Genomic DNA, 23,054 nt, shown 5'->3' with positions numbered 1-23,054 from the left:
AGGGGCCCTTCCTTTCACGTCGTCAGGCGGTTGACGAGGACCCCGCTCTGGTCCAGTGCGGTGAGGTACGACCGCGCCCAGGCCCGGATGTCGTGCACCCGTAGGTGGTCGCGCATCGCCCGCATCCGCGCGGCCCGGTCGGGTTCGCTGGCCTGCAACGCCTGGAGCAGGGTCGACTTGAGCCCCTCCAGGTCGTGCGGGTTGACCAGGAACGCCTGGGTGAACTCGGCCGCGGCACCGGCGAACTCGCTGAGCACGAGCGCGCCGCCGCCGTCGACCCGGGCCGCCACGTACTCCTTGGCGACCAGGTTCATCCCGTCCCGCAGCGGCGTGACGGCCATGATGTCGGCGGCCCGGTAGAGGGCGGCGAGTTCGGCGCGGTCGAAGGGCTGGGTGAGGTAGTGGATCGCCGGTTCGCCGACCCGGCCGAACTCCCCGTTGATCCGCCCGACCTCCCGCTCCACCCGGTCACGCAGGACCTGGTACTGCTCGACCCGTTCCCGGCTCGGCACCGCGACCTGGACCATCACCGTGTCCCGGACCTTGACGTGGCCGGCGGCGAGCAGTTCGCTGTACGCCTTCAGCCGCTGCTCGATTCCCTTGGTGTAGTCCATCCGGTCCACGCTGAGGATCACGTGCTGCGGGTCGCCGAGGTCGCGCCGGATCTGGGCGGCTCGCCGGACCACGTCCGGGCGGCCGGCCAGCGCCTCCATCTCGCGCATGTCGATGGAGACCGGGAAGGCGCCGATCCGGACCACCCGCTCGCCGACCGCGATCCGCCGGTCGGTGGCGGCGAGGCCGAGCACCTTGGTGGCGAGCTGCGCGAAGTTGTGCGCCGCCTGCGGGCGCTGGAAGCCGACCAGGTCGGCGCCGAGCATGCCGAGCAGCAGTTCGGCGCGGCGGGGGAGCTGCATGAACAGCTCCGGTGGCGGGAACGGCACGTGCATGAAGAAGCCGATCCGCAGGTCGGGTCGGAGTGTGCGGAGCAGCTCCGGCACGAGCTGGAGGTGGTAGTCCTGGACCCAGACCACCGCGCCCGGCTCGGCGGCCTCCGCGGCCGCCTCGGCGAACCGCCGGTTGACCCGCTGGTACGCCTCCCACCAGCGGCGGTGGTAGACCGGCTGCTCGACGGCGTCGTGGTAGAGCGGCCAGAGGGTCGAGTTGGCGAAGCCTTCGTAGTGGTCGCGGACGTCGTCGTGGGCCAGGGGCACGGTGTGCATGCGTACGCCGTCGACGTCGGCGAGGGTGGGGGCCGGACCGGTGCCGCCGGCCCAGCCGACCCAGGTCGCCGGGGTCTGTTGGAGCAGGGGGTGGAGGGCGGAGACCAGGCCGCCGGGACTGCGACGCCACTCGCAGGCACCGTCCGGCGCCACGCTGTCGTCGACAGGCAGCCGATTGGCCACCACCACGAGGGAACTCTGTCGCATTCGGGCACCTCGTTCCGGGCGAGGCGACCACCGCGAATGACGAGCGATCGCGTAGTCGTGAGGGGAAGGTGACGTACAGCAGTATTCCTACTGATGCGAAATTACGCGATGGTTACGCCCGAAGACCACACGGCGATGAATCTCGCGATCTGGACGGTTGGGGTCAGACCACCGCACCGTCGTCCGGATCGTCGTCCTCCTCGTCACCGGACCGCAGCCGCAGGATCAGCGTGACGAAGCCGGTGATGATGCCGGTGAAGCCGACCAGGGTGGCCAGCCCTCGGTCGACCGGGAGCAGCGTCGGGAAGAGGAAGAGGATGAAGCCGGCGACGATCGCCAGGACCCCGACGACGGCGTACTTCGACGGCCGGGGCAGCGGGGGCGGCGGAGGCGGGACGTAGCGCTCCTCGTCCTCGTCGGGCAGGCCCGCGCCGAAGGTGTCGAGCCCGTCCAGGAGTGAGGGCTCGTCGTCGCGGCCGACCGAGATGCCCGCGACGTCGATGGCCGAGGGCAGCCGGTGCCCACCCGGACCACCCGGACGGGTGGGATCCTGGCCCGACCGGGCCGGGGCCGCGATCCCGCCGGGCTCGTCCGCCTCGGTCTCGGTGACGTCCTCGGCAGCCGGCCAGGAACGCTCCTCGGCGGCGACCTCGGTGTGGTAGCCGGCGACGATCCGGGCCCACTCGGCCTCCACGTCCGGGTCGGACGGCGGCGCCGGCGACGGGTTCGGGACGTCGTCCTCGGTGAGCTGGTTGAGGTAGTCGCGCGCGGTGGCCAGGTGACTCCGGTCGACGTACAGCCGGTCGACGGGTCGGGACGGCATCGTGGTGGTCCGGGTCACCGGGTTGAGGTCGGCGGAGGGCTGGAGATAGGCGGCGATGCCCCCGGCGGCCAGGACGTCGAGCAGGTGTTCGCCGAGGCGCGGGTCCACGTCGCCGGCGACCGCGTACTCCGTCGCCTGCAGCCCGTTGTCTCGCCGTCCCCGGCGGGCCCCTCCCGCTGACACTCCGACCCCTCCCTACCCGGCTCGTGGCGCGCGCCGGTGCCTCCGCCGCCGGCTCCACCTACCGTGCAATGAATCGTGACACGGGGGGCGCCGGTTCCGGGAGTGCGTTGTGGCGTGCCGTACCCGCTTCGTAGGCTCATTGCCGACAGTTCCCGCCACGGCCGTCGCCGGGTGCGTCCCGTCTCCCGCTGCCGGCCGGGGGCCAGCGGTGGACGCACGCGGGACGCTCGGGAAGGACACCGGTGCTGTACGGGCTGCTGAAGTACGTCGTCCTCGGTCCCTGGCTGCGGCTGATCTTCCGGCCGCAGGTGGAGGGGCGGGAGAACGTGCCGGACACCGGTCCGGCGATCCTCGCCAGCAACCACCTCTCCTTCTCCGATTCGATCTTCATGCCGCTGATGGTCAAGCGAAAAGTGACCTTCGTGGCGAAGGCCGAATACTTCACCGGCACGGGGCTGAAGGGTTGGCTGGTGCGGATGTTCTTCATCGGCACCGGCACCATCCCGGTGGACCGCTCCGGTGGTCGCGCCGCGCAGGCGGCGCTGGACACCCAGCTCAAGGTCTTGCGCGCCGGCAAGCTCGCCGGGATTTACCCCGAGGGGACCCGGTCCCCGGACGGCCGGCTCTACCGGGGCAAGACCGGGGTGGCCCGGCTCGCGCTGGAGAGCGGCGCCCCGGTGATCCCGGTGGTGATGCTCAACGCCGACGAGATCCAGCCGCCCGGCAAGCTGATCCCGAAGATCAAGCGCGTGCGGATCCGCTTCGGCAAGCCGCTGGACTTCTCCCGGTACGCCGGCATGGCGGGAGACCGGTTCGTGGAGCGGGCGATCACCGACGAGATCATGTACAAGCTGATGGAGCTCTCCGGCCGCGAGTACGTCGACGTCTACGCCCAGAAGGTCAAGAACCAGCAGCTGGCGGCGGCGGTCCCGGCCACCGCCGCGACCGCGCGGACGGACAGCGTCGCCCCGGCCGGTCGGACCGGCACTGTCACCCCGGCCGGGCGAGCCGACACTGCCGCCCCGGCGGGGCCGACGGACACGGTCGCCGCGACCGGGCGGGTCGGTGATGCCACCCCGGCCGGGCCGGCCGGGGAATCGGTCGCGGCCTGATCCGCCCCGGGCATCCATCCGGCCGCCGGGCGGGAGATCCGGGTCAGGAGGCCAGCATCGGTGTCGTACCGGGGGCCGGCGGGCCCTGGCTCAGCCGGAGCAGCCCCGGGGCGCGATTGCGTAGCGCGAAGCTCCGCACCTCGGCGCGCACCTGCTCGGCCGCGGCCCGGTCGCCGGCCAGGTGCAGTTCGCCGGCGGCGAGCGCCAGGGCGAGCATCCGGTCGGTGGCGTCCGGAATGCCGGCGTAGATCTCCGCCGCCCGGGTGTAGAGCCGGCCGGCGCGAGCGTGGTCACCGCTCGCGGCGGCCAGCGCGGCGGTCACCGTGTTCGCCGCCGCCTCCACCCAGGGGGTGCGGTGGCGGACCCGGTCGAGCATGCCCTGGATCCGGGCCGCGGCGGGGCGGCCGGCGAGCGCGGCGGCGTACGCGGCCGCCGGGATCCACTCGCCGCTGGCCAGCGCCGGCACCGCCGACCAGGAGATGGCGAGTTCCTCGATCAGCTCGGTGGCCTCCGCCGGGCGTCCCTGCAGCGACCGGCAGAGCGCGCCCAGCCCCAGCATGGTCCAGTGCAGCCGGTGGAAGCCGCTGCGCCGGGCCGTCTCCAGCGCGTCGGTCACGTCGTCGACCATCGGCGCGGCCCGCCGGATCGGCGTCGCCTCGCCCGTCCGGCCACCGGAAGTGGGGTCGCCCGCCGTCCGGGGGCCGGCCGTCGCGCCGGGCACCGGTTCGTCCCGGAGCACCCGCAGGTACGCCCGTACCCCGCGGACCTGCATGTCCCACCGCCCGGCCGGGGTGTCGACGAAGGCGTCCGCGGCGGCCAGCAGCCGACCGAACTCGCCCTCGCAGTACGCCCGCATCGCCTCCCCCGAGCCGCCGGTCGCCAGCGCCTCGCCCCGGGCCAGGGCGGGACACGCGGCGAGGATCTCGCCCGAGCGGATCCAGTCGCCCTCCTCGCGGACCGCGTAGGCGAGGTTCTGTACCGCCCGGGGCAGGGCGAGCAGCTGGTGGGTCTGGCAGAACTGGTGGATGTCGTACAGCTCGGCCAGCCCGGCCGGATCCCCGGCCTGGTAGCGGGCGGTCGCGACGGTGATCCGGGCGTTGGCCTGGGTCTCGACCAGCCCGAGCCGTTCGGCGATGTCGGCCGCGGCACCCGCCGCCGCGATCGCCGGTTCGTGTTCGTAGTTGAGCATGTGCAGCCGGCCCAGCTCGGCGTAGGCGTCCGCCTTCTGCGGCGTGTCCGGCAGCGCGTCGAAGAGTTCGACGGCCCGGTCCAGGCAGGACAGCGCGCCGGCGCGGTCGGCCCGCAGCCAGGCGGCCTGTCCGAGCAGGGTCCAGGCCCGGGCCGCGTCACCGTGCTCGCCGTACGCGAAGAGGCGTTCCGCCAGCGTACGGAGCTGGTCGGTGCCGCCGCCGGCCAGGAAGGCGGTGCCGTCCCGGAAGTACGCGATCTCGGTACTCAGCAGCTCCAGCCGGAGCCGGCCCACCGGGTCGGTGTCGTCGGCCAGCCCCAGCGCCCGGGCCGCGTGGTTGGCCGCCACGTCCAGCGCGTGCAGGGCGTACGCCCGGCGGGCAGCCCGGTGCAGCGCCTCCCGGGCCGGCGGGGCGTACCGGGCGGTGTCCACCCCGAGGGTGTGGGCGATCTCGTGGGCCGCCCAGCGGTGGTGGGCCAGCACCTCGGCCAGGTCCGTCTCCCGGCCCTGCGACATGCTGTTCAGCCAGTCGGCGGTGCGTTCGTGTCGGGCGACCCGCTCGGTCCGTGGCAGCCGCTGGTAGCAGACGTCGCGGACGAGGATGTGCCGGAACCGGAACTCCGGCTGGCCCTCCATCGTGGAGGTGGGCTGCTCGTGGACGAAGTCGCGCTGCTCCAGCCGGCGCAGGGACCGCTCGACCGCCTCGACCGGCTGCCCGAGCGCGGCGGCGACCGCGCCCGGCCAGAACTGCATGCCGACCACCGAGGCGGCCAGCAGCACCGCCCGGTCCGGCGTGTCGAGCAGGTCGACCCGGTTGGCGATGACCGCGTGCACGCTCTCCGGCATCGGCAGCTCGTGCCGCTTCTCCAACGACCACCCCCGCCCGGCCTGGCGTAACGCGCCCTGCTCCATCAGCATCCGGACGTACTCGTGGGCGTAGAGCGGGTTGCCGTCGGCGACCTCCACCAGCGGGCTGAGCATCTCGGTCGAGAACGCCGCCTGGCCGAAGATGTGGCGGTAGAGCGCGGCGATGGCGGTGTCCCGCAGCGGCGGGAGGGTGATGGTCAGCGAGCCCGTGATCGTCCCCGCCCAGCTCGGATCCCGCTTGACCAACTCGGGCCGGGCCGTGCAGAGCAGCAGCAGCGGCACGTTCTGCGCGTACGCCGCGAGCAGCTCGACGAAGTTGAGCATCGCCTCGTCGGCCCAGTGCAGGTCCTCGAAGACCAGCACCGTCGGCCGGCGCGCGGCGAGCGCGACCAGGAAGCGTCGCCAGGCGGACTCGGCCTCCTCGGCCGGCAGCGCGGGTCCGGGCAGTCCGACCACCGGTCGCAGCGCGTCCATCAGCCGGTCCGCCTCGCCCGGGCCGACCAGCTCGGCCAGCGTCGACTCCAGCCGCCGGGTCGCGACGTCGGCGGAGTCGGTGTCGAGAATCCCCGCCTCGGCCTTGACGATGTCGGCCAGCGCGGCGAAGGTGACGTTCTCCCCGAACGGCGGGCAGCGGCCGACCCGCCAGGTCAGCGGCTGGTCGGTCAGCCGTTCGGTGTGCCGGAACAGCTCCCGGACCAGGCGGCTCTTGCCGATCCCGGCGTGTCCGAGCACGGTGACCAACTGGGGCAGCCGGTCCTGGATGGACCGGTGTAGGGCGTTGACCAGTAGGCCCAGTTCGTGTTCGCGGTCGATCAGCGGCGTGGTGTCGGTCTCCCGTTCCGGGGGGTGCCGGAGGACGGCGGAGAGCGCCAGCCAGACCTCGGTCGGCGAGGAGCGCCCGCGTAGCGTCACCGGGGCCTGCTCGGCGTACCGGATCGCGTCGCGGGTCAACGCGTACGTGGTGCCGCAGACCAGCACCCCGCCCGGCGGCGCCACCGACTGCATCCGGGAGGCGGTGTTGACCACGTCGCCGGCCACGATCGCCTGGCCGCCGTCCCGGGCCGCCGAGACGTCCACCAGCGCCTCGCCGGTGGCGACCCCGACCCGGAACCGCAGGTGGTCGGCGCCGGTCGGGGCGAGCCGGGTCAGCACCCGCTGGAGCTCCAGTCCGGCGTGGACGCAGCGCAGCGCGTCGGTCTCGGTCGCCACGGGCGCCCCGAACAGTGCCATCACCGCGTCGCCGATGTACTTCTCCACCACCCCGCCGTACTGGACGATGACCCGGCGGGCCGCCGAGAAGAAGGCGGTCTGCATCCCGCGGACGAGCTCCGGGTCGGCGCGTTCGACGTACGGGGTGAAGTCGATGAGGTCGACGAAGAGCACGCTGACCCGCCGCCGGTCCTCCTGGGACACGGTTGTCTGCCGTTCTGGCCGACCGGGCCGGGGCGCGCCGCAGGCCGTACAGAAGGCGACGTCGGGGGCGAGCGGCCGCTCGCACCGCGAGCAGAGCGGGGTGAGCTCGCGCCCGCAGCCGCCGCAGAATCGGTCGCCGGCCGCGGCGGTTCGGCCGCAGGTGGCACACGGAGCGGAGATGCCGACCTCCTACAGCGTCGTCGTGGTGTGCTGTCTGCCGGGGCGGCACCCGGCCCCGGCCGAAGCCGGTGGGGCGAGTCGTGGGCGACCGGGTCGGGTGCGGACCAGAGGTCATCGATCGCCATTGCCGAGTATTGCCGGCGGAGTCCAGTGTCGGGAACCAGGCTGTTGGCTAGCGGACACTCCGCGGAGTGGAGATCCACGATACTCTCGGTGCCGCCGACGATCGGCGACTGACAGGGAGATGGGGCGATGGTGTACGTCCGGCTGGAGAAGGAGTGGACCGACGGCAACGGTGTCGGTCACTCCGCGGGGGACATGATCGATGTGGACGCCGCCACCCTGGCCAAGCTCCAGGCCGCGGGGATCGTTGCCGGCGAGAGCGCCGAGCCGGGGTCGACGGGCGGCGGCCAGGAGGGGACGGACTGGCTGGGGCCGACCTGATCATCCTCCGCGTCCCGTTGCTCGGGCGTCCCGGGGCTGGCGTGGCGCCGCTCCGGGGCGCCCGATTCGTGTCTCGGGAGCGGGGTCCGGGTCCGGGGTCCGGGATCGGTGTCCCGGGACCGGGAGATCTTGGCTGGCCGGGTGATCGCCGGCGGTGGGCTCAGCGTTCGGTCATGCCGGCGCGCCGGCGTAGCGCCGCGACGTCGGTGACGACGATCCGGCGCCCCTCGGTCCGCAGCCAGCCCCGGCTGGCGAACGAGCCGATGGCCTGGTTGACGCTCTGCCGCGAGCCCCCGGCCATCTCGGCGAGCTGGCTCTGGTTCAGCTCGATGGTGATCATCGGTGCCTGGCTCTCACCGGCGAGCCGGACCAGCGTCTTGGCGACCCGGCCGGGCAGGTCGAGGAAGACGTGGTCGGCGTTCTGCTCGGTGAGCCGCCGGATCAGCCCGCCGAGCGACCGCATCACCGCGTCGAGGATCCGCGGGTTGGAGTGCACCAGCTCCATGAAGGCACCCCGGGACAGCGCCAGGGCGCTGCAGTCCTCGATGGCCTCGGCGGACGCCGAGCGGGTGGAGGCGTCCAGCAGGGACACCTCGCCGAGGACGTCGGGGGGGCGGATGACGTTGAGCACGGCCCGCTCGCCGGTCGGCGCGGTGCGGAACACCGCCACCGCCCCCCGGCGCAGCACGATCAGGGACTCGCCCGGGTCGTTCTCGACGAACAACAGTTGGCCCTTGCGGTAGGTGCGCGGGACCGCGGCGGCGATCACGCGTTGACGCACCTCGGGCTCGAGGCCGGCGAACATCTCGACGCCGGTGAGGGCGTCGCCCGGCTCAGGCAGGCGAACCTCCAAGGCTCAACCCCTCCCCGGTGAAATACCCGTATTGCCCTCGGACGACCCGCAACCGACCGAAGTGGCAACGTGAAACTGATACCGGTAGGAGTCCGGCAGCGGTACACATCAGATCATGACGGCCCTGTCGCTTGCTGTACACCCCTCAAATCACTTCTGTGACAGTTCTGTCGCCAACCGGCCGGCATGCTGAGGCTGGAGTCGCCGCTCGTGGGGGCCGGACGGGGGCGTGGCGGGTCCTGGGGGCGTGGGGGCCGGACGGCCGGCGGGTGAGGGGACCCACCGGCCGTCGCGGCGTGGCTGCGCCGAACCGCCCGCCGGACGGGTGCCCGGGACGGGCGGTTCCGCCGACCCGGCCCGTGGCGACGGCGCGGGATGGGCGAGGATGGCGGTGATGGTCTACCGCTACTTCTACGACTGCGAGTTCATCGAGGACGGCCGGCTGATCGACCTCGTGTCGATCGGCGTCGTCGACGAGTACGGTCGCGAGTTCTACGCCGTTTCCACCGAGTTCGACGAGTCCAGGGCGGTGCCGTGGGTACGGCGGCACGTCCTGGACCGGTTGCCGTCTCCCGGCGACCGGGCCTGGCGCTCCCGGGCGCGGATCCGCGACGACCTCTACGAGTTTCTCCTGGAGCCGATCCGGGACCGGCCCGGGGAGGAGCTGGAGCTCTGGGCCTGGTACGCGGCGTACGACCACGTGGCGCTGGCGCAGCTCTGGGGTCCGATGCCGGCGTTGCCCCAGGAGATCCCCCGCTTCACCCGGGAGTTGCGGCAGCGCTGGGACGACCGGGGGCGCCCCCCGCTGCCGGACGCCACCGCCGAGCGGCATGACGCCCTGGTGGACGCGCGACACAACCTCGCCCGCTGGCGGGCGATGCACGCCTGACCCCGCGTCGCCGGCGCCGGCGGGCGACGCGCGTTCGGGCCCGTGAGGCGGCCAGGGTGTGGGGGAGGGCTTGCGGGCGGTGGGCGCGCGTACGGGCCCGTGCCGGGCTCAAACAGCGACCCAGCCCGTCCCGGTCCCGGGTGGGGTGCCGAGCCCCGCCGCCGACACCGTCGGTCGCGTCCGGGAGCATCGACCCGGGCCGGGCGCCGTCGACCGTGTCGCCAAAGACCGGTCCCGTGCGGCCCGACGGGTGGCCGGCGCCGGTCCGAACCGTCCGGAACATGATCAAATCATTCTCTTCGTGCTGCTCAGGCGGCGGGGGATGGGGCGCGCTGGTCTGCCTTTGGGCGGGCGACTACAGTGCGCAATGACGGCCCGCCCCGGCCGGCAACGACGCCGACGGTCTGACGTGACTTCGACCCTGGGGCTTGACGGGCTACATCAAAGGCTCCTGGAGGATGAGCAGATCATGCGTATCGGCGTGCTCACCGGTGGTGGTGACTGCCCGGGTCTGAACGCGGTGATCCGAGCGGTGGTGCGCAAGGGCGTCACCAGCTACGGCCACGAATTCGTCGGGTTCCGCGACGGGTGGCGGGGCCCGCTGGAAGGGCTGACGAAGCCGCTCGGCATCGCGGAGGTCCGGGGTATCCTGCCGCGCGGCGGCACCATCCTGGGCTCCTCCCGGACCAACCCGTTCAAGATCGAGAACGGTGTCGAGCGGATCAAGAACAACCTCGCGGAGCAGGGCGTCGACGCCCTGGTGGCGATCGGCGGTGAGGACACCCTCGGCGTCGCGACCAAGCTCCACGAGCTCGGCGTCCAGGTGGTGGGCGTGCCGAAGACGATCGACAACGACCTCGGCGCCACCGACTACACCTTCGGCTTCGACACCGCGGTCAACATCGCGATGGAGGCGATCGACCGGCTGCACACCACGGCCGAGAGCCACCACCGCACCCTGGTCGTCGAGGTGATGGGCCGGCACGCCGGCTGGATCGCGCTGCACGCCGGCCTCGCCGGCGGCGCCAACGTGATCCTGCTTCCGGAGCGGCCGTTCGACGTGGACCAGGTCGCCGGCTACGTCGAGAAGCGTTTCCAGCACCAGTACGCCCCGATCGTGGTGGTCGCCGAGGGCGCCCAGCCGCTGGAGGGCCAGATGATCCTCCAGACCCAGGAGCGGGACGCGTTCGGGCACGTTCGCCTCGGCGGCATCGGGCAGTGGCTCGCCGAGCAGCTGGAGGCCAAGACCGGCAAGGAGGCCCGGACGGTCGTCCTCGGGCACATCCAGCGCGGTGGCACCCCGACCGCCTTCGACCGGGTGCTCGCCACCCGGCTCGGGCTTCAGGCGATCGACGCCGTCCACGACGGCGACTGGGGCAAGATGGTGGCGTTGCAGGGCACCAACATCGTCCGGGTACCGCTGTCCGAGGCGACCCGCGAGCTGAAGACGGTGCCGCTGGAGCGCTACACCGAGGCCGAGGTCTTCTTCGGGAGCTGACGCCCCGCGCCGGGTCACCGGCGCGCGCTGAGCTGTACGGCGGCGGGCGGACCACGTTCGGGTGGGCCGCCCGCCGCCTCCGGCTTCACGCGGTCGGACTCGGCCTCCCGCCGGCCGGCGGACGACGCGTCCCACCTGGTCGGCGGGCGACGCTCGCGCCGGGCGGCGGGCGACCCCGACCGGGCGGGCGTTTGCCCGCGACGGCGTGACACCACCACCAGTTGAGGAGGAACGATGGCGCCGGGCGTACACACGGTGGCCGTGATCGGCACCGGGAAGATCGGCGAGTTGATGCTCTCCGGTCTGCTCCGGGCCGGGTGGCCGGTGGATCGGCTGCTCGCCACCACCCGGCGGCCGGCCCGGGCCGAGGAGATCACCGCCCGGTACGGCGTGGCCGTGGTGGACAACCTCACGGCGGTGACCGAGGCGGACGTCCTCGCTGTCGCGGTGAAGCCGCAGGACGCGGAGGCGCTGCTGGAGGAGATCGGGCCGAAGGTGCCGGCCGACAAGCTGGTGATCTCGCTCTGCGCCGGGTTGCCGACGAGCTTCTTCGCCCGGCGGCTTCCGGAGGGGACCCCGGTGATCCGGGTCATGACCAACACCCCGGCCCTGGTCGACGAGGCGATGACCGCGATCTCCGCCGGTTCCCACGCCACCGACGAGCACCTGGCGCTGGCCGAGGAGATGTTCCGGCCGCTGGGGGCGACGATGCGGGTGCCCGAGTCGCAGCAGGACGCGGTCACCGCGCTCTCCGGCTCCGGTCCGGCCTACTTCTACCTGCTGGTCGAGGCGATGGTGGACGCGGGGATCCTCCTCGGACTGCCCCGCCAGGTCGCCCACGAGCTGATCGTCCAGACCGCCATCGGCTCCGCCATCATGTTGCGGGACTCGGGCGAGCATCCGGTCAAGCTGCGCGAGGCGGTGACCTCGCCGGCCGGGACCACCATCTCGGCGATTCGCGAGCTGGAGAACCACGGTGTCCGGGCCGCGCTGCTCGCCGCGCTCGAGGCCGCCCGCGACCGGGCCCGGGAGATCGCCGCCCAGCACGAGTGAGCCGGGCCGTCCCGGCGCGTGTGCCGCTCGGCGACCCCCGGCTTCGCACCGCCCCGGTCCGTCGGCCTGCCGTCCCCGGCCGTGGTCGATACTGTCTGACGTGTTCACCCTCGCCCAGGCGCGGCACATGATCGCCACGATGCGTCCCCGGATCGACGAACTCATCCGGCTCCGCGCCGACCTGGCCGAACTCCGCGCTGACCTGGCCACGCGCGGGACGAGTCCGCTCGGCGGCCTGCCCGAGGTCAAGGGCCTGGAGGCGCGGATCTTCAACATCCTGGAGGAGCTGGCCAGGCACGACATCCAGGTCAAGGGGGTCGCCCCGGTGCTGCTCGACATCCCCGGCGAGCGGGACGGCCGGCCGGTGCTGTGGTGCTGGTTGGAGGGTGACGACGACGTGGCGTGGTACCACCGAATCGAGTGCGGGTTCCCGGGGCGGCGCCCGGTCTGACCGGCCGGCGCGAGCTCGGCCGAGGTCCGCGGATCTCCATGGCGTGCGGATCGGGGCCGGCGGCTCCCCTCTCGGGGCGGTAGGGGTGGCGCCGGGTCACCGTCGCGTCGGAACACCCGTGGTGGCGCCGGGCCACGGCCGTGACGAAACGGCCCCGGGGCCCGGGCCGTGGTCGGCCCGGGCCCCGGGGATCTCCGTCGGCGGCGTGCTCAGGGGGCGACCCGCCACGCTCGGGTGATGGTCTGGCTGATCCGGTTGCCGTCCCGGTCCCGGGCGGTGACCCGGAGGGTGGCGAACTCGGCCCCGGCGGGGGCGGCCGGCAGCGTCGCCACCACGTCCCGGCTGCCTCGGGTGCTCGCGCTCCGCCAGTGCGCCCCGTCGTCGTACGACACCGCGACCTCGACGGTGAACCGGCCGGGGCCCGTCGCTCCCGGCTGGTAGCCGGGGTGCAACACCACCGGGTACGGCCGGTCGGCCCGAACGGTGTTGGTCAGGTCGGTCTCGACGTCGTAGTCGAGCTGGAGCAGGGGGAGCACCGCCGGCTTGTCGCCCCTGGGCCGGTCAGACCGGAACGTCCAGGTCGTCGAGGTGGCGGTGGAGGTGGTCCACCACGGGGCGCGGGGACCACGGTCGTCGTCGGGCTCTCGGGCGACCTCCCGGGCCACGTCGAGGCGCAACTCGTACCAGGCGCGGTCGCCCGGCACCGTGAACTGCACCTCCCTGGTGGCGTTGGTACGGCCGAGCAGCGTCCCGCCCCGCCGCAGCGTCAGCTCGGTCCGGTCGGCCAGGCCGTCGGCCCAACCGTAGACCGTGGCGTCGCCGTGGACGAACGGCGGAACGGTGACCCGGATCGTGTCGTGCGCCCGGTTGGCCGGCAGGCCGTACCCGTAGTCCGGGGTGACCGCGGCCGGGGTCGCGGGTCGGGTCACCGCCGGGAACCACACCTCGCGGGCCCGGTCGCCGGCCCGGAACGCCCGCAGCGGTCCGTACATCTGGCCCTGCGGCCGGCCCAGGTTGTACGACTCGAGGACGGCGCTGCCGCGCCAGGCGACGCCCCGGGTGCTGACGTAGGTGGTGCGGCGTACGGCGGCGGTGATCTGCCGGCTGAAGCTGAACGCCGTGCTCACCCCGTCCGGATAGCCGGCGCGGGTCTCCATCGCCTGCAGGTCCGGGGAGTGCTGGTGGAACTCGGACTCGATCGCCGCCAGCGCCAGCTCGTTCGGGGTGTAGTGGAGGTCGGTCGGGATCCGGCCACGTTCCGGTAGCAGGAGGTCGTAGTGGTACGGCGAGTTGGCGACCCCCTCCAGGGTGATCGTCGCCGGCCCGGCGGCCAGCCGGTCCCGCAGTCGCTGCGCGACGGTGGCGTCGACGAGGTACGCCGGCACCGTCGAGCCGTGGCCGTTGGCGTAGTGGTAGCCCGGGGTCGGGCCGGCGAAGAGTACCGCCGCCGCCCCGGCCGCGCCCGCCGCGCGCAACTGTGCGATACCCGGGTCCTCGGTGTCGCTGCCGGGAGCGAGGCGGAGCAGCACCACGGCGCCGCGGGCGCCGGCTGCGGCGAGCTCGTCGGGGGTGCCGTCGCCCCCGTCGACCAGCCGCAGGGTGCGACGGCCATCGAGCAGCGGTGCCCCCTCCACCGGCCGGGGTTCCGGCAGCGTGAAGCCACCGGGACCGGGGATCGCGGCGACCAGCGGCGGGGCGGCCAGACTCCACCGGCTGTAGAACCAGAAGCTCCCGGTCCCGACCGATCGGGTCGGCGCGGCGTAGAACCGGCGGATCTGGTTCGTGTTGAACTGCTCGCCGGCGAGGAGGGAGCCGGCCGCCGTCTCGCGCCGCCACACCAGCGCGACCTGGTTCACCGTGCTCGGCTTCGGGGTGTCGACCCGGATCTCGCGCGCGGTCCGGGCGTCCAGTCGTACGGTCCGGTCTCGGTCGATCACCAGCTCGGGCTCGCTGAGCATCGTGACGTCCTTCGGCCAGCCGGAGTCGTCCTGGCTCTGCACCCAGGCCGTCAGGGCGTAGCGGCCGGCCGGTAGCTCCACCGTGGCCGGGCGTCCGCCGAAGGACTGCGCCCAGTACGACTCGCCGGTGTCCAGGTTCCACAGCTGGCTGCGGCTGGCGAAGTCCGTTGCCGGGCGCCCGTCCCGGTCCACCGCCTCGACGGTCAGCGTGCGGGTCGGTGGCACGACGGTGAGCCCGACGGGGGTACGCAGCTCGACGCCACCGCCCCGGGCGGTCAGGACGCCGGCGTACTGGTTGGGGGTGGTCGATTTCGGGTGGAGACGGACGGTCGCGCTGGCCCGGCCGCCGGCCGGGACGGTGAGCCGGGTCGGGGAGACGTCGATGTCAGCCCGCCGACCGTCGGCGCCCAGATCGCGGACCTCCGCGGCGAGGGTGAGGGTCACCGGGCGTCGGCTGGTGTTGTGGTAGCCGACCCTGACGGTGCGGGATGCGGTGCCGGCCGGTACGGCGCCGAATCCGATGGTGGCGGTGTCGACCCGGACGTCCTGGTCGAGCGCCTCGGCGATGTCGACGCGGCCGGCGCCCTGCACCCAGGCCGGGGTGTCGCGGCTCGGGTCGGCGCTGCTCACCAGGGCGGCCTTGAGCTGCTCGGCCGTCCAGTCGGGGTGGCGCTGGGCGAGCAGGGCCGCCGCCCCGGCGACGTGCGGGGCGGCCATCGAGGTGCCCGACATCGCCGTGTAGCGGGCGTCGACCGTCTTGCCGAGGGTCGTGCCGGCGGCGCGGGCCGCCACGATCCCGACGCCGGGGGCGGTGACCTCCGGCTTGACCGCGGCGTCGCCGAGCCGGGGTCCCCGGCCGGAGAAGTCGGCGATCGCGTCGCGGCTGTCGACCGCGCCCACCGTGAGCGCCCGGTCCGCGGTGCCCGGGGTGGTGACGCTGTGTCGGCCGGGGCCGGAGTTGCCGGAGCTGACCACGAAGAGGGCACCGGAGCTGGCGCTGAGTGCGTCAAGTGCCTCGGTGATCGGGTCCGGTCCCTCCGCGGCCGGGGCGCCGAGGCTCAGGTTGATGATCCGGGCGCCCTCCTGGACCGCCCACTCCATTCCGGCGATGATCCAGGAGAGGCTGCCGGAGCCGTTGTCGTCGAGGACCTTGCCGACCAGGAGGTCGGCACCCGGGGCGACGCCCTTGCCGCCCGGGTTTCCGGCGCCGTGACCGCCGGAGCCCCGGCCGCCGCGCCCGGCGCCGCTGCCGGCGATGGTGGCGGCGACGTGGGTGCCGTGGCCGTACCGGTCGGTCGCGTCGGGCGTGTCGGTGAAGTTCTTCGCGGCGACGACCTGCCCGGCGAGATCGGGGTGGTGCGGGTCGTAGCCGCTGTCCAGGACGGCGACCTTCACCCCGGTGCCGTCGTAACCGGCTCGCCAGGCGGCGGGGGCGCCGATCTGCGGCACGCTGTCGGTCAGGTCGGCCCGGACCCGGCGGTCCAGCCAGATCCGGTCGAACCCGGCGGCCAGGGTTGTCGGGCCGTCGGCTCGGGCCGGGGCGGCGGGCCGGCCGCCGGTGACCTCGGCCCAGAAGTCACGGGCCCGGGACTTCTCCTCCCGTACCGCGATCGCGCCGATGCTGGGGAGGTGGCGCTCGGGGGTCGCGCCGGTCGGGGTGGCCGGCGCGGCGGCCCGCGGTTCGGGGCCGGTCGACGCGCCGGTGATCAGCAGCGGGAGGCTCGACCGAGCCGCGTCGTGGTAGCCCTCGGCGACCAGGTCGGTGACGTTGAACAGGGCCGGGTCGAGCCGGCCGGCGGCCACCAGGGGCAACGCCTCGTGCGGTGTCACGTGGAGGTCGCCGTCGCGCTCGGTGAACTGGAAGCCCGTCCCCCGGGATGGGCTGGCGTCGTCGATCTCGGCCTGTTGCCGGCCGTCGGAGAAGGTGGAGAGTCGGACGACGTCCCCGGTGATCAGGGTGACGGTGTGGACGCTCACCAGCGCGCCACCGGCTTCGGTTGGCGTGACTGTGCCATCCGCCGATGCGACGGCCGGCGAGGGGCCGGACGCTAGGACGGCGGCGACGGTCGCCAGCGCCATGACCGTCCGTAATGGTCTGGCCACGGGTCCTCCTTTGACGTGCTACTCGATCATGGGGAGAGTTACACCTCGTCATCGCGGCGGTAAAGGATCTAGGCTGAGCGCAGCTGCGCCATGACGCAGATGCGCCAGGGAGGTCGCCGTGCTGAGGTCCGCCGGACTGAGTCCGGTGGCGGAGTCCACCTACCTAACGCTGATCCGCCGGGGCGGGGCTCGGGTGGCGGAGCTGGCCGACCGGATGGGGCTCTCGGAGGCCCGGGTGCGCAGGGTCGTCGCCCTCCTCGAACGGGAGGGCTTCGTCCACCGCACCCCGCCACCCGGAGAACGGATCGTGCCGGTGCCGCCGGAACTCGCGGTGGAGCAGCTGATCCGGCGCCGGTACGCGGAGCTGGAGCTGACCCGGGAGGCGGCACACCGGCTCGCCGCCGAGCTGCGGGGTAGGACGAGCAACCGGCGTACCGAGGACCTCATCGAGGTCGTCTCGGGCCGGGCGGCGGTGGGACGGGCGTTCGAACGGGTGCAGCGCAGCGCCCGCCGCGAGGTCCGGGTCCTGGTCGCGCCGCCGTACGCGGCCCGCAGCCCGGTGAACGCCACCCAGTTCGACCGGGAGGCCGCCGGGGTGGTCTACCGGGCGGTGTACGACAGCACGGCGCTGGAGGACCCGGAGGTCGCCGCCGGGGTCGCCGCCCACATCCGGGCCGGGGAACAGGCCCGGCTCGCGGTGGCGCTCCCCACCAAGCTCGCCGTCGCGGACCGGACCCTCGCGCTGCTGCCGCTCTCCTGGACCGCGGCCGCGCACCACGCGGCGCTGTTGGTGCATCCGTGCGGCCTGCTGGACGCCCTGATCGCGCTCTTCGAGACGGTGTGGTCCCAGGCGACGCCGCTCACGGCGGGCGGCCTCGACCGCGCCCCGGAGTCCGGCGACATCTCCGCCGAGGACCGGGAACTGCTCGCGTTGCTGGTCGCGGGCTTCACCGACGAGGCGGCCGGCGCTCGGCTCGGGATCAGCCGCCGCACGGTCGTCCGACGGGTGCGGGCGCTGATGGAGCGCACCAACTCGCGGTCGCGACTCCAGCTGGGATGGCAGGCACACGAACGCGGCTGGCTCTGATCCGGAACCGGTCGTCCCGTACGCGGCGAGTTCCGCGAGGCGACCGGACGATCCTCGTCGCCGAGGACCCGTTGGCCTCCTCGGTGACCGCGACCATCGCGGCGGCGAGCATCACCACCGGTCACGGCGACCGGGACGCGCACCTGCGCAGCCCCGACTTCCTCGACGTGGAGCGGTATCCAACCCTGGAGTACCGGAGCACGGGGATCAGGTGGGAGCCGGACCGGAACGAGGCGATCTTCTACTGGGCCCGGCTGCGCGGCAACCGGCTGGGCCGACGGGCCGGCGCGGTGACCGTCCCGGAGCAGGTGGACCGGGCCAGCGGGCGGTTCGTGCTCACCGGGGAGCTGACGGTGAAGGGGGTCACCCGTCCGGTCGATCTCCGGGTGGAGTTCGGCGGCGCGCGCCGCGACCCGTTCGGGAATGACATCTTCGGGTTCAGCGCGACGGCCGAGATCGAGCGCGAGGACTACGGCCTGGTGTGGAACGTCGCCCTGGACAGCGGTGGTGTCCTGGTCGGCAGGACGGTCGCGATCGAGATCGCCGGTGAGGCGATCCGGCAGCCGTGACCGTACGGACCGGACGTCGCCGGTCCCGGCGCTGCGCGTACGCGCCGCTGACCGTCGGTCACCTCGTGTGTGACCTCCGACCGCCGGGCGGACGGAGATCGAAATATTGACATCTTGACGAAGTGGTGAACCCCTGAGTAGCGTCACCTCACGCTATATGGAAAGTTTCCTAAGAATTAAAGGGGGACGCCATGAGAAGACCCCTCCGCCAGGCGCTGTGGGCCGGCCTCGCGGCGGCGCTGGCCGTCGCGGCGGTCCCGGTCACCGCGGCCTTCGGCGCCGGCAGCCTCACCGCGAGCTTCACCGCCACCTCGGACTGGGGCACCGGCCACGAGGTCAGGGTCACGGTCACCAACGGCACCGACGCGGCGGTGTCCACCTGGCGGGTGGAGTTCGACCTGCCGGCCGGGACGACGATCAGCAGCTTCTGGGATGCGGACGTGACCCGCAGCGGCGACCACTACGTCGCGGTGCAGAAGAGCTGGGCCGGCAGCCTCGCCCCCGGCGCCACCTTCAGTTGGGGGTACATCGGCACCGGCGGCTACCGCGCCCCGCTGACCTGCACCATCAACGGCGCCGCCTGCGGCGGCGCGTCGGACCCGACGGCCACCCCGCCCACCACCCCACCGACGACCGCACCTCCGACCACCCCGCCGGCGACCGACCCGCCGCCGGCCGGGCAGAAGGTCGTCGGCTACTTCGCCCAGTGGGGCGTCTACGCCCGCAACTACCACGTCAAGAACATCCACACCAGCGGCTCGGCGAGCAAGCTGACCCACATCCTGTACGCCTTCGGCAACACCACGGGCGGCCGGTGCACCATCGGGGACAGCTACGCCGACTACGAGAGGGCGTACACCGCGGCGGAGAGTGTGGACGGCGTCGCCGACACCTGGGACCAGCCGTTGCGCGGCAGCTTCAACCAGCTGCGCAAGCTCAAGCGGATGTACCCGCACCTCAAGGTGATCTGGTCCTTCGGCGGCTGGACCTGGTCCGGCGGCTTCACCCAGGCGGCGCAGAACCCCGCCGCGTTCGCCGAGTCCTGCTACAACCTGGTCGAGGACCCGCGCTGGGCCGACGTCTTCGACGGCATCGACATCGACTGGGAGTACCCGAACGCCTGCGGGCTCACCTGTGACACCAGCGGCCCGAACGCCTTCAAGAACCTGATCGCCGCGCTGCGTGCCCGGTTCGGCCCGTCGGCGCTGGTCACCGCCGCGATCACCGCGGACGGCAGCACCGGCGGCAAGATCGACGCCGCGGACTACGCCGGTGCGATCGGCAACCTCGACTGGCTGATGCCGATGACCTACGACTACTTCGGTGCCTGGGCCGCGCAGGGTCCGACCGCGCCACACTCTCCGCTGTACTCGTACGACGGGATTCCGCAGCAGGGCTTCTGGTCGGACGCGGCGATCCAGAAGCTGAAGAGCAAGGGGATCCCGGCCAGCAAGCTGCTGCTCGGCATCGGCTTCTACGGTCGAGGCTGGACCGGCGTCACCCAGTCCGCCCCGGGCGGTACGGCCACCGGCCCGGCGCCCGGCACGTACGAGGCGGGCGTCGAGGACTACAAGGTGCTCAGGAACACCTGCCCGGCGACCGGCACCATCGCCGGCACCGCGTACGCCCGGTGCGGCAGCAACTGGTGGAGCTACGACACCCCGGCGACGATCGGCGGCAAGATGGCGTACGTCCGGAGCCAGGGGCTGGGCGGCTCGTTCTTCTGGGAGCTCTCCGGCGACACCAGCAACGGTGAGCTGATCACCGCCATCTCCAACGGCCTGCGGTAGCCCCGGCGCCGACAGCCCGGCACGCGTGCCCTGGTCGCCCATTGGCGGCCAGGGCACCCGCGTCTCCGGTGACCGGTTACTCGGTCTCCATGTCCTCCGGCGTGGCGCGGGCCAGTGCCGCGAGCGTGTCGAGCGCTCCGGCGAGGACCGGCAGTGGCGGGGTGGCCAGCGCCAGCCGTACCGCGTTGGGGGCGTGGCTGGTCCCGATGGTGAACGCGGCGGCGGGGGTGACCGCGATGCCCCGGCGCGCGGCGGCCGCGACGAAGGTGTCGGCGCGCCACGGTGCCGGTAGCTCCCACCAGCAGTGGTAGGCGCCCGGGTCGGACCGGACGGCGTAGCCGGCCAGCCGGTCTCGTACCAGCTCCTGCCGGCCGCGAGCGTCCCGGCGTTTGCCGGCGGCGACGGCGGCGACGGTGCCGTCGCCGATCCACCGCACCGTCGCGTCCAGCCCGAAGCGGGTGGTGGTCCAGGCACCGGAGCGGATCGCGGTCGCGAGCCGCTCGGTGAGCCGGGGCGGTGCGGCGACGACGCCGACGGTGAGGCCGGGGGCGAGCCGCTTGGAGAGGCTGTCGACGAGCACGGTCCGGGACGGGGCCAGGGCGGCCAGCGGCGCCGGGGCGTCGGTGAGGAACGACCAGACGGCGTCCTCCACGACGAATATCCCGAGTCGGTCGACCAGGTCGGCGAGTGCGGTGCGCCGGTGCGCCGGCATCGTCGTCCCGAGGGGGTTGTGCAGGGTCGGCTGCACATAGATCGCCCGTAGCGGAGCGGCGCGGTGTGCCTCGGCGACCGCCTCGGGCAGCAGGCCGTCCCCGTCGACGGGTAGCGGGACCAGGGTGACGCCGAGCCGGCTGGCCAGGGCCTTGACGACCGGGTAGGTGAGCGCCTCGACGCCGAGCCGTTCGCCCACCGGGACGAGGGCGGCGATGGCGGCGGCGATCGCCTGCCGGCCGTTGCCGGTGAAGAGCAGCCGGTCGGGGTCCGGGGCCCAGCCGGGCCGGTCGAGCAGGTGGGCGGCGGCCTCCCGCGCGGCGGGTGTGCCGGCGGCGCCGATCGGGGACAGGCTGGCCGCCAGGGCGTCGGGTCGCACCAGGCTGGCCAGGGCGCGGGCCTGGAGCGCGGGTTGGTCCGGCAGCACCGAGAAACTCAGTTCCAGGTCGACCCGGGCGTCGGCCGGTTCGGCGAGGGCGGGCTCCGGCGGTGGGGTGCTGGCCCGGACGAAGGTGCCTCGGCCGACCTCGCCGGTGACGAGGCCGCGCCGGGCGAGTTCGGCGTAGACCCGGGCCGCGGTGGAGGCGGCGATGCCACGTTGGCGGGCGAAGGCCCGCTGCGTCGGCAGGCGCTGGCCGGCGGTGAGCCGGCCGGCGGCGATGTCCGCGGCGATCCGATCCGCGATCCGGCGGTAGTCGTCCACACGTCGCTCCGATTGCTCCGAGGATATTGATCCCATTGCACTCGCATATTGCACGGAATAGCCTCGGCTGTCGAGATCAGCGGGTCAGCGCGACACGAACGCGAAGGAGCCGGCATGGCAACTGCACCGGTCAACGGCATCGAGATCGCCTACGACGACCACGGCACCGGGGAACAGACCCTGGTCCTGGTCCACGGCCACCCGTTCGACCGCTCGATGTGGCAACCCCAGGTCGCGTACGCCGTCCGGACGGGCTGGCGGGTGATCGTGGCGGACCTGCGCGGCTACGGCGAGAGCACGGTGGTGCCGGGCCGCACCACCCTGGACGTCTTCGCCCGGGACATCGCCGGCCTGCTCGACCGGCTCGACGTAGCGAGGTTCGTCCTCGGTGGGCTGTCGATGGGGGGACAGATCGTCCTGGAGTGCCTGCGGCTGTTCCCCGACCGCGTCACCGGGGTCCTGCTCGCCGCCACCTCGGCGACCGCCGAAACCGAGTCGGGCCGGAGGTGGCGCAACGATCTCGCCGACCGCCTGCTCCGCGAGGGGATGGCCGGGTACGCCGAGGAAACGCTGCCGAAGATGCTCGCCCCCGACAACCTCGCGGCCATGCCGGAGGTCGCCCGACGGGTGAGCGTCATGATGCACACGACCTCGCCGGTCGGTGCCGCCGCCGCGCTGCGGGGCCGCGCCGACCGCCCGGACTACGTGGCGACGCTGCGCCAGGTCGCGGTGCCGACCCTGGTCGTGGTGGGCAGCGAGGACGCGTTCACCCCGCTTCCCGACGCCGAACTCATCGCCGAGTGCGTGCCGGGCGCGGAGCTGGTGGTGGTCGACGGCGCCGGCCACCTGCCCAACCTGGAGCGGGAAGCGGCCTTCAACGACGCGCTCGGGCGGCTGCTCCAGCGGGTCGCGGCAGCGGGGGTGCGGCGGTGACGACGGTTTTCGTGACCGGTGCCAGCAGCGGTTTCGGTGCCGCCATCGCCCGACGCTTCGCCGCCGCCGGTGCCCGGGTCGTCGCCTGCGCCCGGCGCGCCGACCGGCTCGCCGCACTCGGCTCGGACGTGCTCCCGCTGGTGCTCGACGTACGGGACCGCGCCGCGGTCGCCGCCGCCATCGAGGCCCTGCCCCCGTCCCACGCCGACATCGACATCCTGGTCAACAACGCCGGCCTCGCCCGGGGACTGGAACCGGCGCACCGGGCCGACCTCGACGACTGGGAGCGGATGCTCGACACCAACTGCCGAGGGTTGATCTACTGCACGCACGCGGTCCTGCCCGGAATGGTCGCCCGGGGGCGCGGTCACGTCGTCAACATCGGTTCCACGGCGGCGACGTACCCGTATCCGGGTGGCAACGTGTACGGCGCCACCAAGGCGTTCGTCCGGCAGTTCAGCCTCAACCTCCGCAGCGACCTGCACGGCACCGGGGTACGGGTGACCTGCATCGAGCCCGGCATGGTCGGGGGTACCGAGTTCTCGGTCGTCCGGTTCGGCGGCGACGCCGAGCGGGCGGCCCAGGTCTACGCGGGCATGGAGCCGCTCACCGCCGACGACGTGGCGGAGGCGGTGTACTGGAGCGTGGCGCAGCCGCCGCACGTCAACGTCAACACCATCGAGCTGATGCCGGTCGCACAGAGTTTCGCCCCGTTCCAGGTGGATCGCCGACCCCGCTGACGACCCGCCGTGGGTCGGCCACCGGCCACTCTCTAGGGTGGGCCGGTGGTCGCGGCGCTGGAGTTGTACCTCGACACC

Annotated in this window: 15 protein-coding genes and 2 pseudogenes; 11 read left to right on the top strand and 6 right to left on the bottom strand. The window is 73.3% G+C overall.

The annotated features are described in order from the left end of the window. Nucleotides 1-14 precede the first annotated feature (14 nt). Entirely contained in the window at nt 15-1,427 is a 1,413-nt protein-coding gene (locus EF879_RS17025; protein ID WP_123559730.1) for a trehalose-6-phosphate synthase, read from the bottom strand. A 163-nt stretch (nt 1,428-1,590) separates the two neighbouring features. Continuing rightward, nucleotides 1,591-2,433, bottom strand: a complete 843-nt coding sequence (locus tag EF879_RS17020) for a DUF308 domain-containing protein (RefSeq protein ID WP_123559728.1) — start codon at nt 2,431-2,433, stop codon at nt 1,591-1,593. A 242-nt stretch (nt 2,434-2,675) separates the two neighbouring features. Here EF879_RS17020 and EF879_RS17015 point away from each other — a divergent pair. Further along, nucleotides 2,676-3,356, top strand: a pseudogene (locus tag EF879_RS17015) (lysophospholipid acyltransferase family protein); the annotation flags it as partial. A gap of 232 nt (nt 3,357-3,588) precedes the next feature. Here EF879_RS17015 and EF879_RS17010 read toward each other — a convergent pair. After that, nucleotides 3,589-7,194 (bottom strand): adenylate/guanylate cyclase domain-containing protein, encoded by a 3,606-nt coding sequence (locus tag EF879_RS17010; protein ID WP_123559724.1) that lies wholly within the window; start codon nt 7,192-7,194, stop codon nt 3,589-3,591. Nucleotides 7,195-7,446: 252 nt separating this feature from the next. Here EF879_RS17010 and EF879_RS17005 point away from each other — a divergent pair, with 252 nt between their 5' ends. Continuing rightward, on the top strand, nt 7,447-7,638 hold the full coding sequence (locus EF879_RS17005) for a hypothetical protein (RefSeq protein WP_123559722.1): 192 nt from the start codon (nt 7,447-7,449) through the stop codon (nt 7,636-7,638). A gap of 160 nt (nt 7,639-7,798) precedes the next feature. On the opposite strand, the gene EF879_RS17000 is transcribed toward EF879_RS17005, so the two are convergent. Then, nucleotides 7,799-8,491 carry a Crp/Fnr family transcriptional regulator gene (locus tag EF879_RS17000; RefSeq protein WP_123559720.1) on the bottom strand — a complete coding sequence of 231 codons (693 nt, stop codon included), beginning with the start codon at nt 8,489-8,491 and terminating at the stop codon, nt 7,799-7,801. A 394-nt stretch (nt 8,492-8,885) separates the two neighbouring features. Here EF879_RS17000 and EF879_RS16995 point away from each other — a divergent pair, with 394 nt between their 5' ends. From EF879_RS16995 to EF879_RS16980, 4 genes are all read left to right on the top strand, one after another. Then, nucleotides 8,886-9,380: a polyadenylate-specific 3'-exoribonuclease AS gene (locus EF879_RS16995; RefSeq protein WP_123560013.1), complete on the top strand. Its 495-nt coding sequence runs from the start codon at nt 8,886-8,888 to the stop codon at nt 9,378-9,380. Nucleotides 9,381-9,849: 469 nt separating this feature from the next. After that, entirely contained in the window at nt 9,850-10,878 is a 1,029-nt protein-coding gene (locus EF879_RS16990; RefSeq protein ID WP_123559718.1) for a 6-phosphofructokinase, read from the top strand. Between the two features lie 234 nt (nt 10,879-11,112). Continuing rightward, nucleotides 11,113-11,931 (top strand): pyrroline-5-carboxylate reductase, encoded by an 819-nt coding sequence (gene proC / locus EF879_RS16985; protein WP_123559716.1) that lies wholly within the window; start codon nt 11,113-11,115, stop codon nt 11,929-11,931. Between the two features lie 100 nt (nt 11,932-12,031). Beyond that, nucleotides 12,032-12,382, top strand: a complete 351-nt coding sequence (locus EF879_RS16980) for a DUF2203 domain-containing protein (protein ID WP_123559714.1) — start codon at nt 12,032-12,034, stop codon at nt 12,380-12,382. 209 nt (nt 12,383-12,591) lie between these two features. On the opposite strand, the gene EF879_RS16975 is transcribed toward EF879_RS16980, so the two are convergent. Beyond that, the gene (locus tag EF879_RS16975) at nt 12,592-16,317 is read right to left on the bottom strand and encodes a S8 family serine peptidase (RefSeq protein ID WP_123559712.1); all 3,726 of its coding nucleotides are present in this window, start codon (nt 16,315-16,317) and stop codon (nt 12,592-12,594) included. Nucleotides 16,318-16,561: 244 nt separating this feature from the next. On the opposite strand from EF879_RS16975, the gene EF879_RS16970 reads away from it, so the two are divergent. The 3 genes and pseudogenes from EF879_RS16970 to EF879_RS16960 all read left to right on the top strand — a co-directional run bounded on the left by EF879_RS16970 (nt 16,562) and on the right by EF879_RS16960 (nt 19,889). Further along, nucleotides 16,562-17,530 (top strand): TrmB family transcriptional regulator, encoded by a 969-nt coding sequence (locus EF879_RS16970; RefSeq protein ID WP_123559711.1) that lies wholly within the window; start codon nt 16,562-16,564, stop codon nt 17,528-17,530. 18 nt (nt 17,531-17,548) lie between these two features. Continuing rightward, nucleotides 17,549-18,099, top strand: a pseudogene (locus EF879_RS16965) (YceI family protein); the annotation flags it as partial. Nucleotides 18,100-18,290: 191 nt separating this feature from the next. Next, the gene (locus EF879_RS16960) at nt 18,291-19,889 is read left to right on the top strand and encodes a glycosyl hydrolase family 18 protein (RefSeq protein WP_123559706.1); all 1,599 of its coding nucleotides are present in this window, start codon (nt 18,291-18,293) and stop codon (nt 19,887-19,889) included. Between the two features lie 76 nt (nt 19,890-19,965). Here the strand turns inward: EF879_RS16960 and EF879_RS16955 are convergent, their stop codons facing one another. Then, nucleotides 19,966-21,303: a PLP-dependent aminotransferase family protein gene (locus EF879_RS16955; protein ID WP_123559704.1), complete on the bottom strand. Its 1,338-nt coding sequence runs from the start codon at nt 21,301-21,303 to the stop codon at nt 19,966-19,968. A gap of 114 nt (nt 21,304-21,417) precedes the next feature. Between EF879_RS16955 and EF879_RS16950 the strand changes: the two genes are divergently transcribed. Beyond that, nucleotides 21,418-22,236, top strand: coding sequence for an alpha/beta fold hydrolase (locus EF879_RS16950; protein ID WP_123559702.1), 819 nt, complete (start codon nt 21,418-21,420; stop codon nt 22,234-22,236). Further along, nucleotides 22,233-22,976, top strand: a complete 744-nt coding sequence (locus EF879_RS16945) for an SDR family NAD(P)-dependent oxidoreductase (protein ID WP_123559701.1) — start codon at nt 22,233-22,235, stop codon at nt 22,974-22,976. Before EF879_RS16950 ends, EF879_RS16945 begins: the two co-directional genes overlap by 4 nt. Nucleotides 22,977-23,054 lie beyond the last annotated feature (78 nt).

Origin of the sequence: Micromonospora sp. HM5-17 (genome assembly GCF_003762835.1) — a bacterium.
Taxonomy (GTDB): Bacteria; Actinomycetota; Actinomycetes; order Mycobacteriales; family Micromonosporaceae; genus Plantactinospora.
Note: the sequence above shows the minus strand (reverse complement) of the source record. Positions and strands in the feature narration are given on the sequence as shown.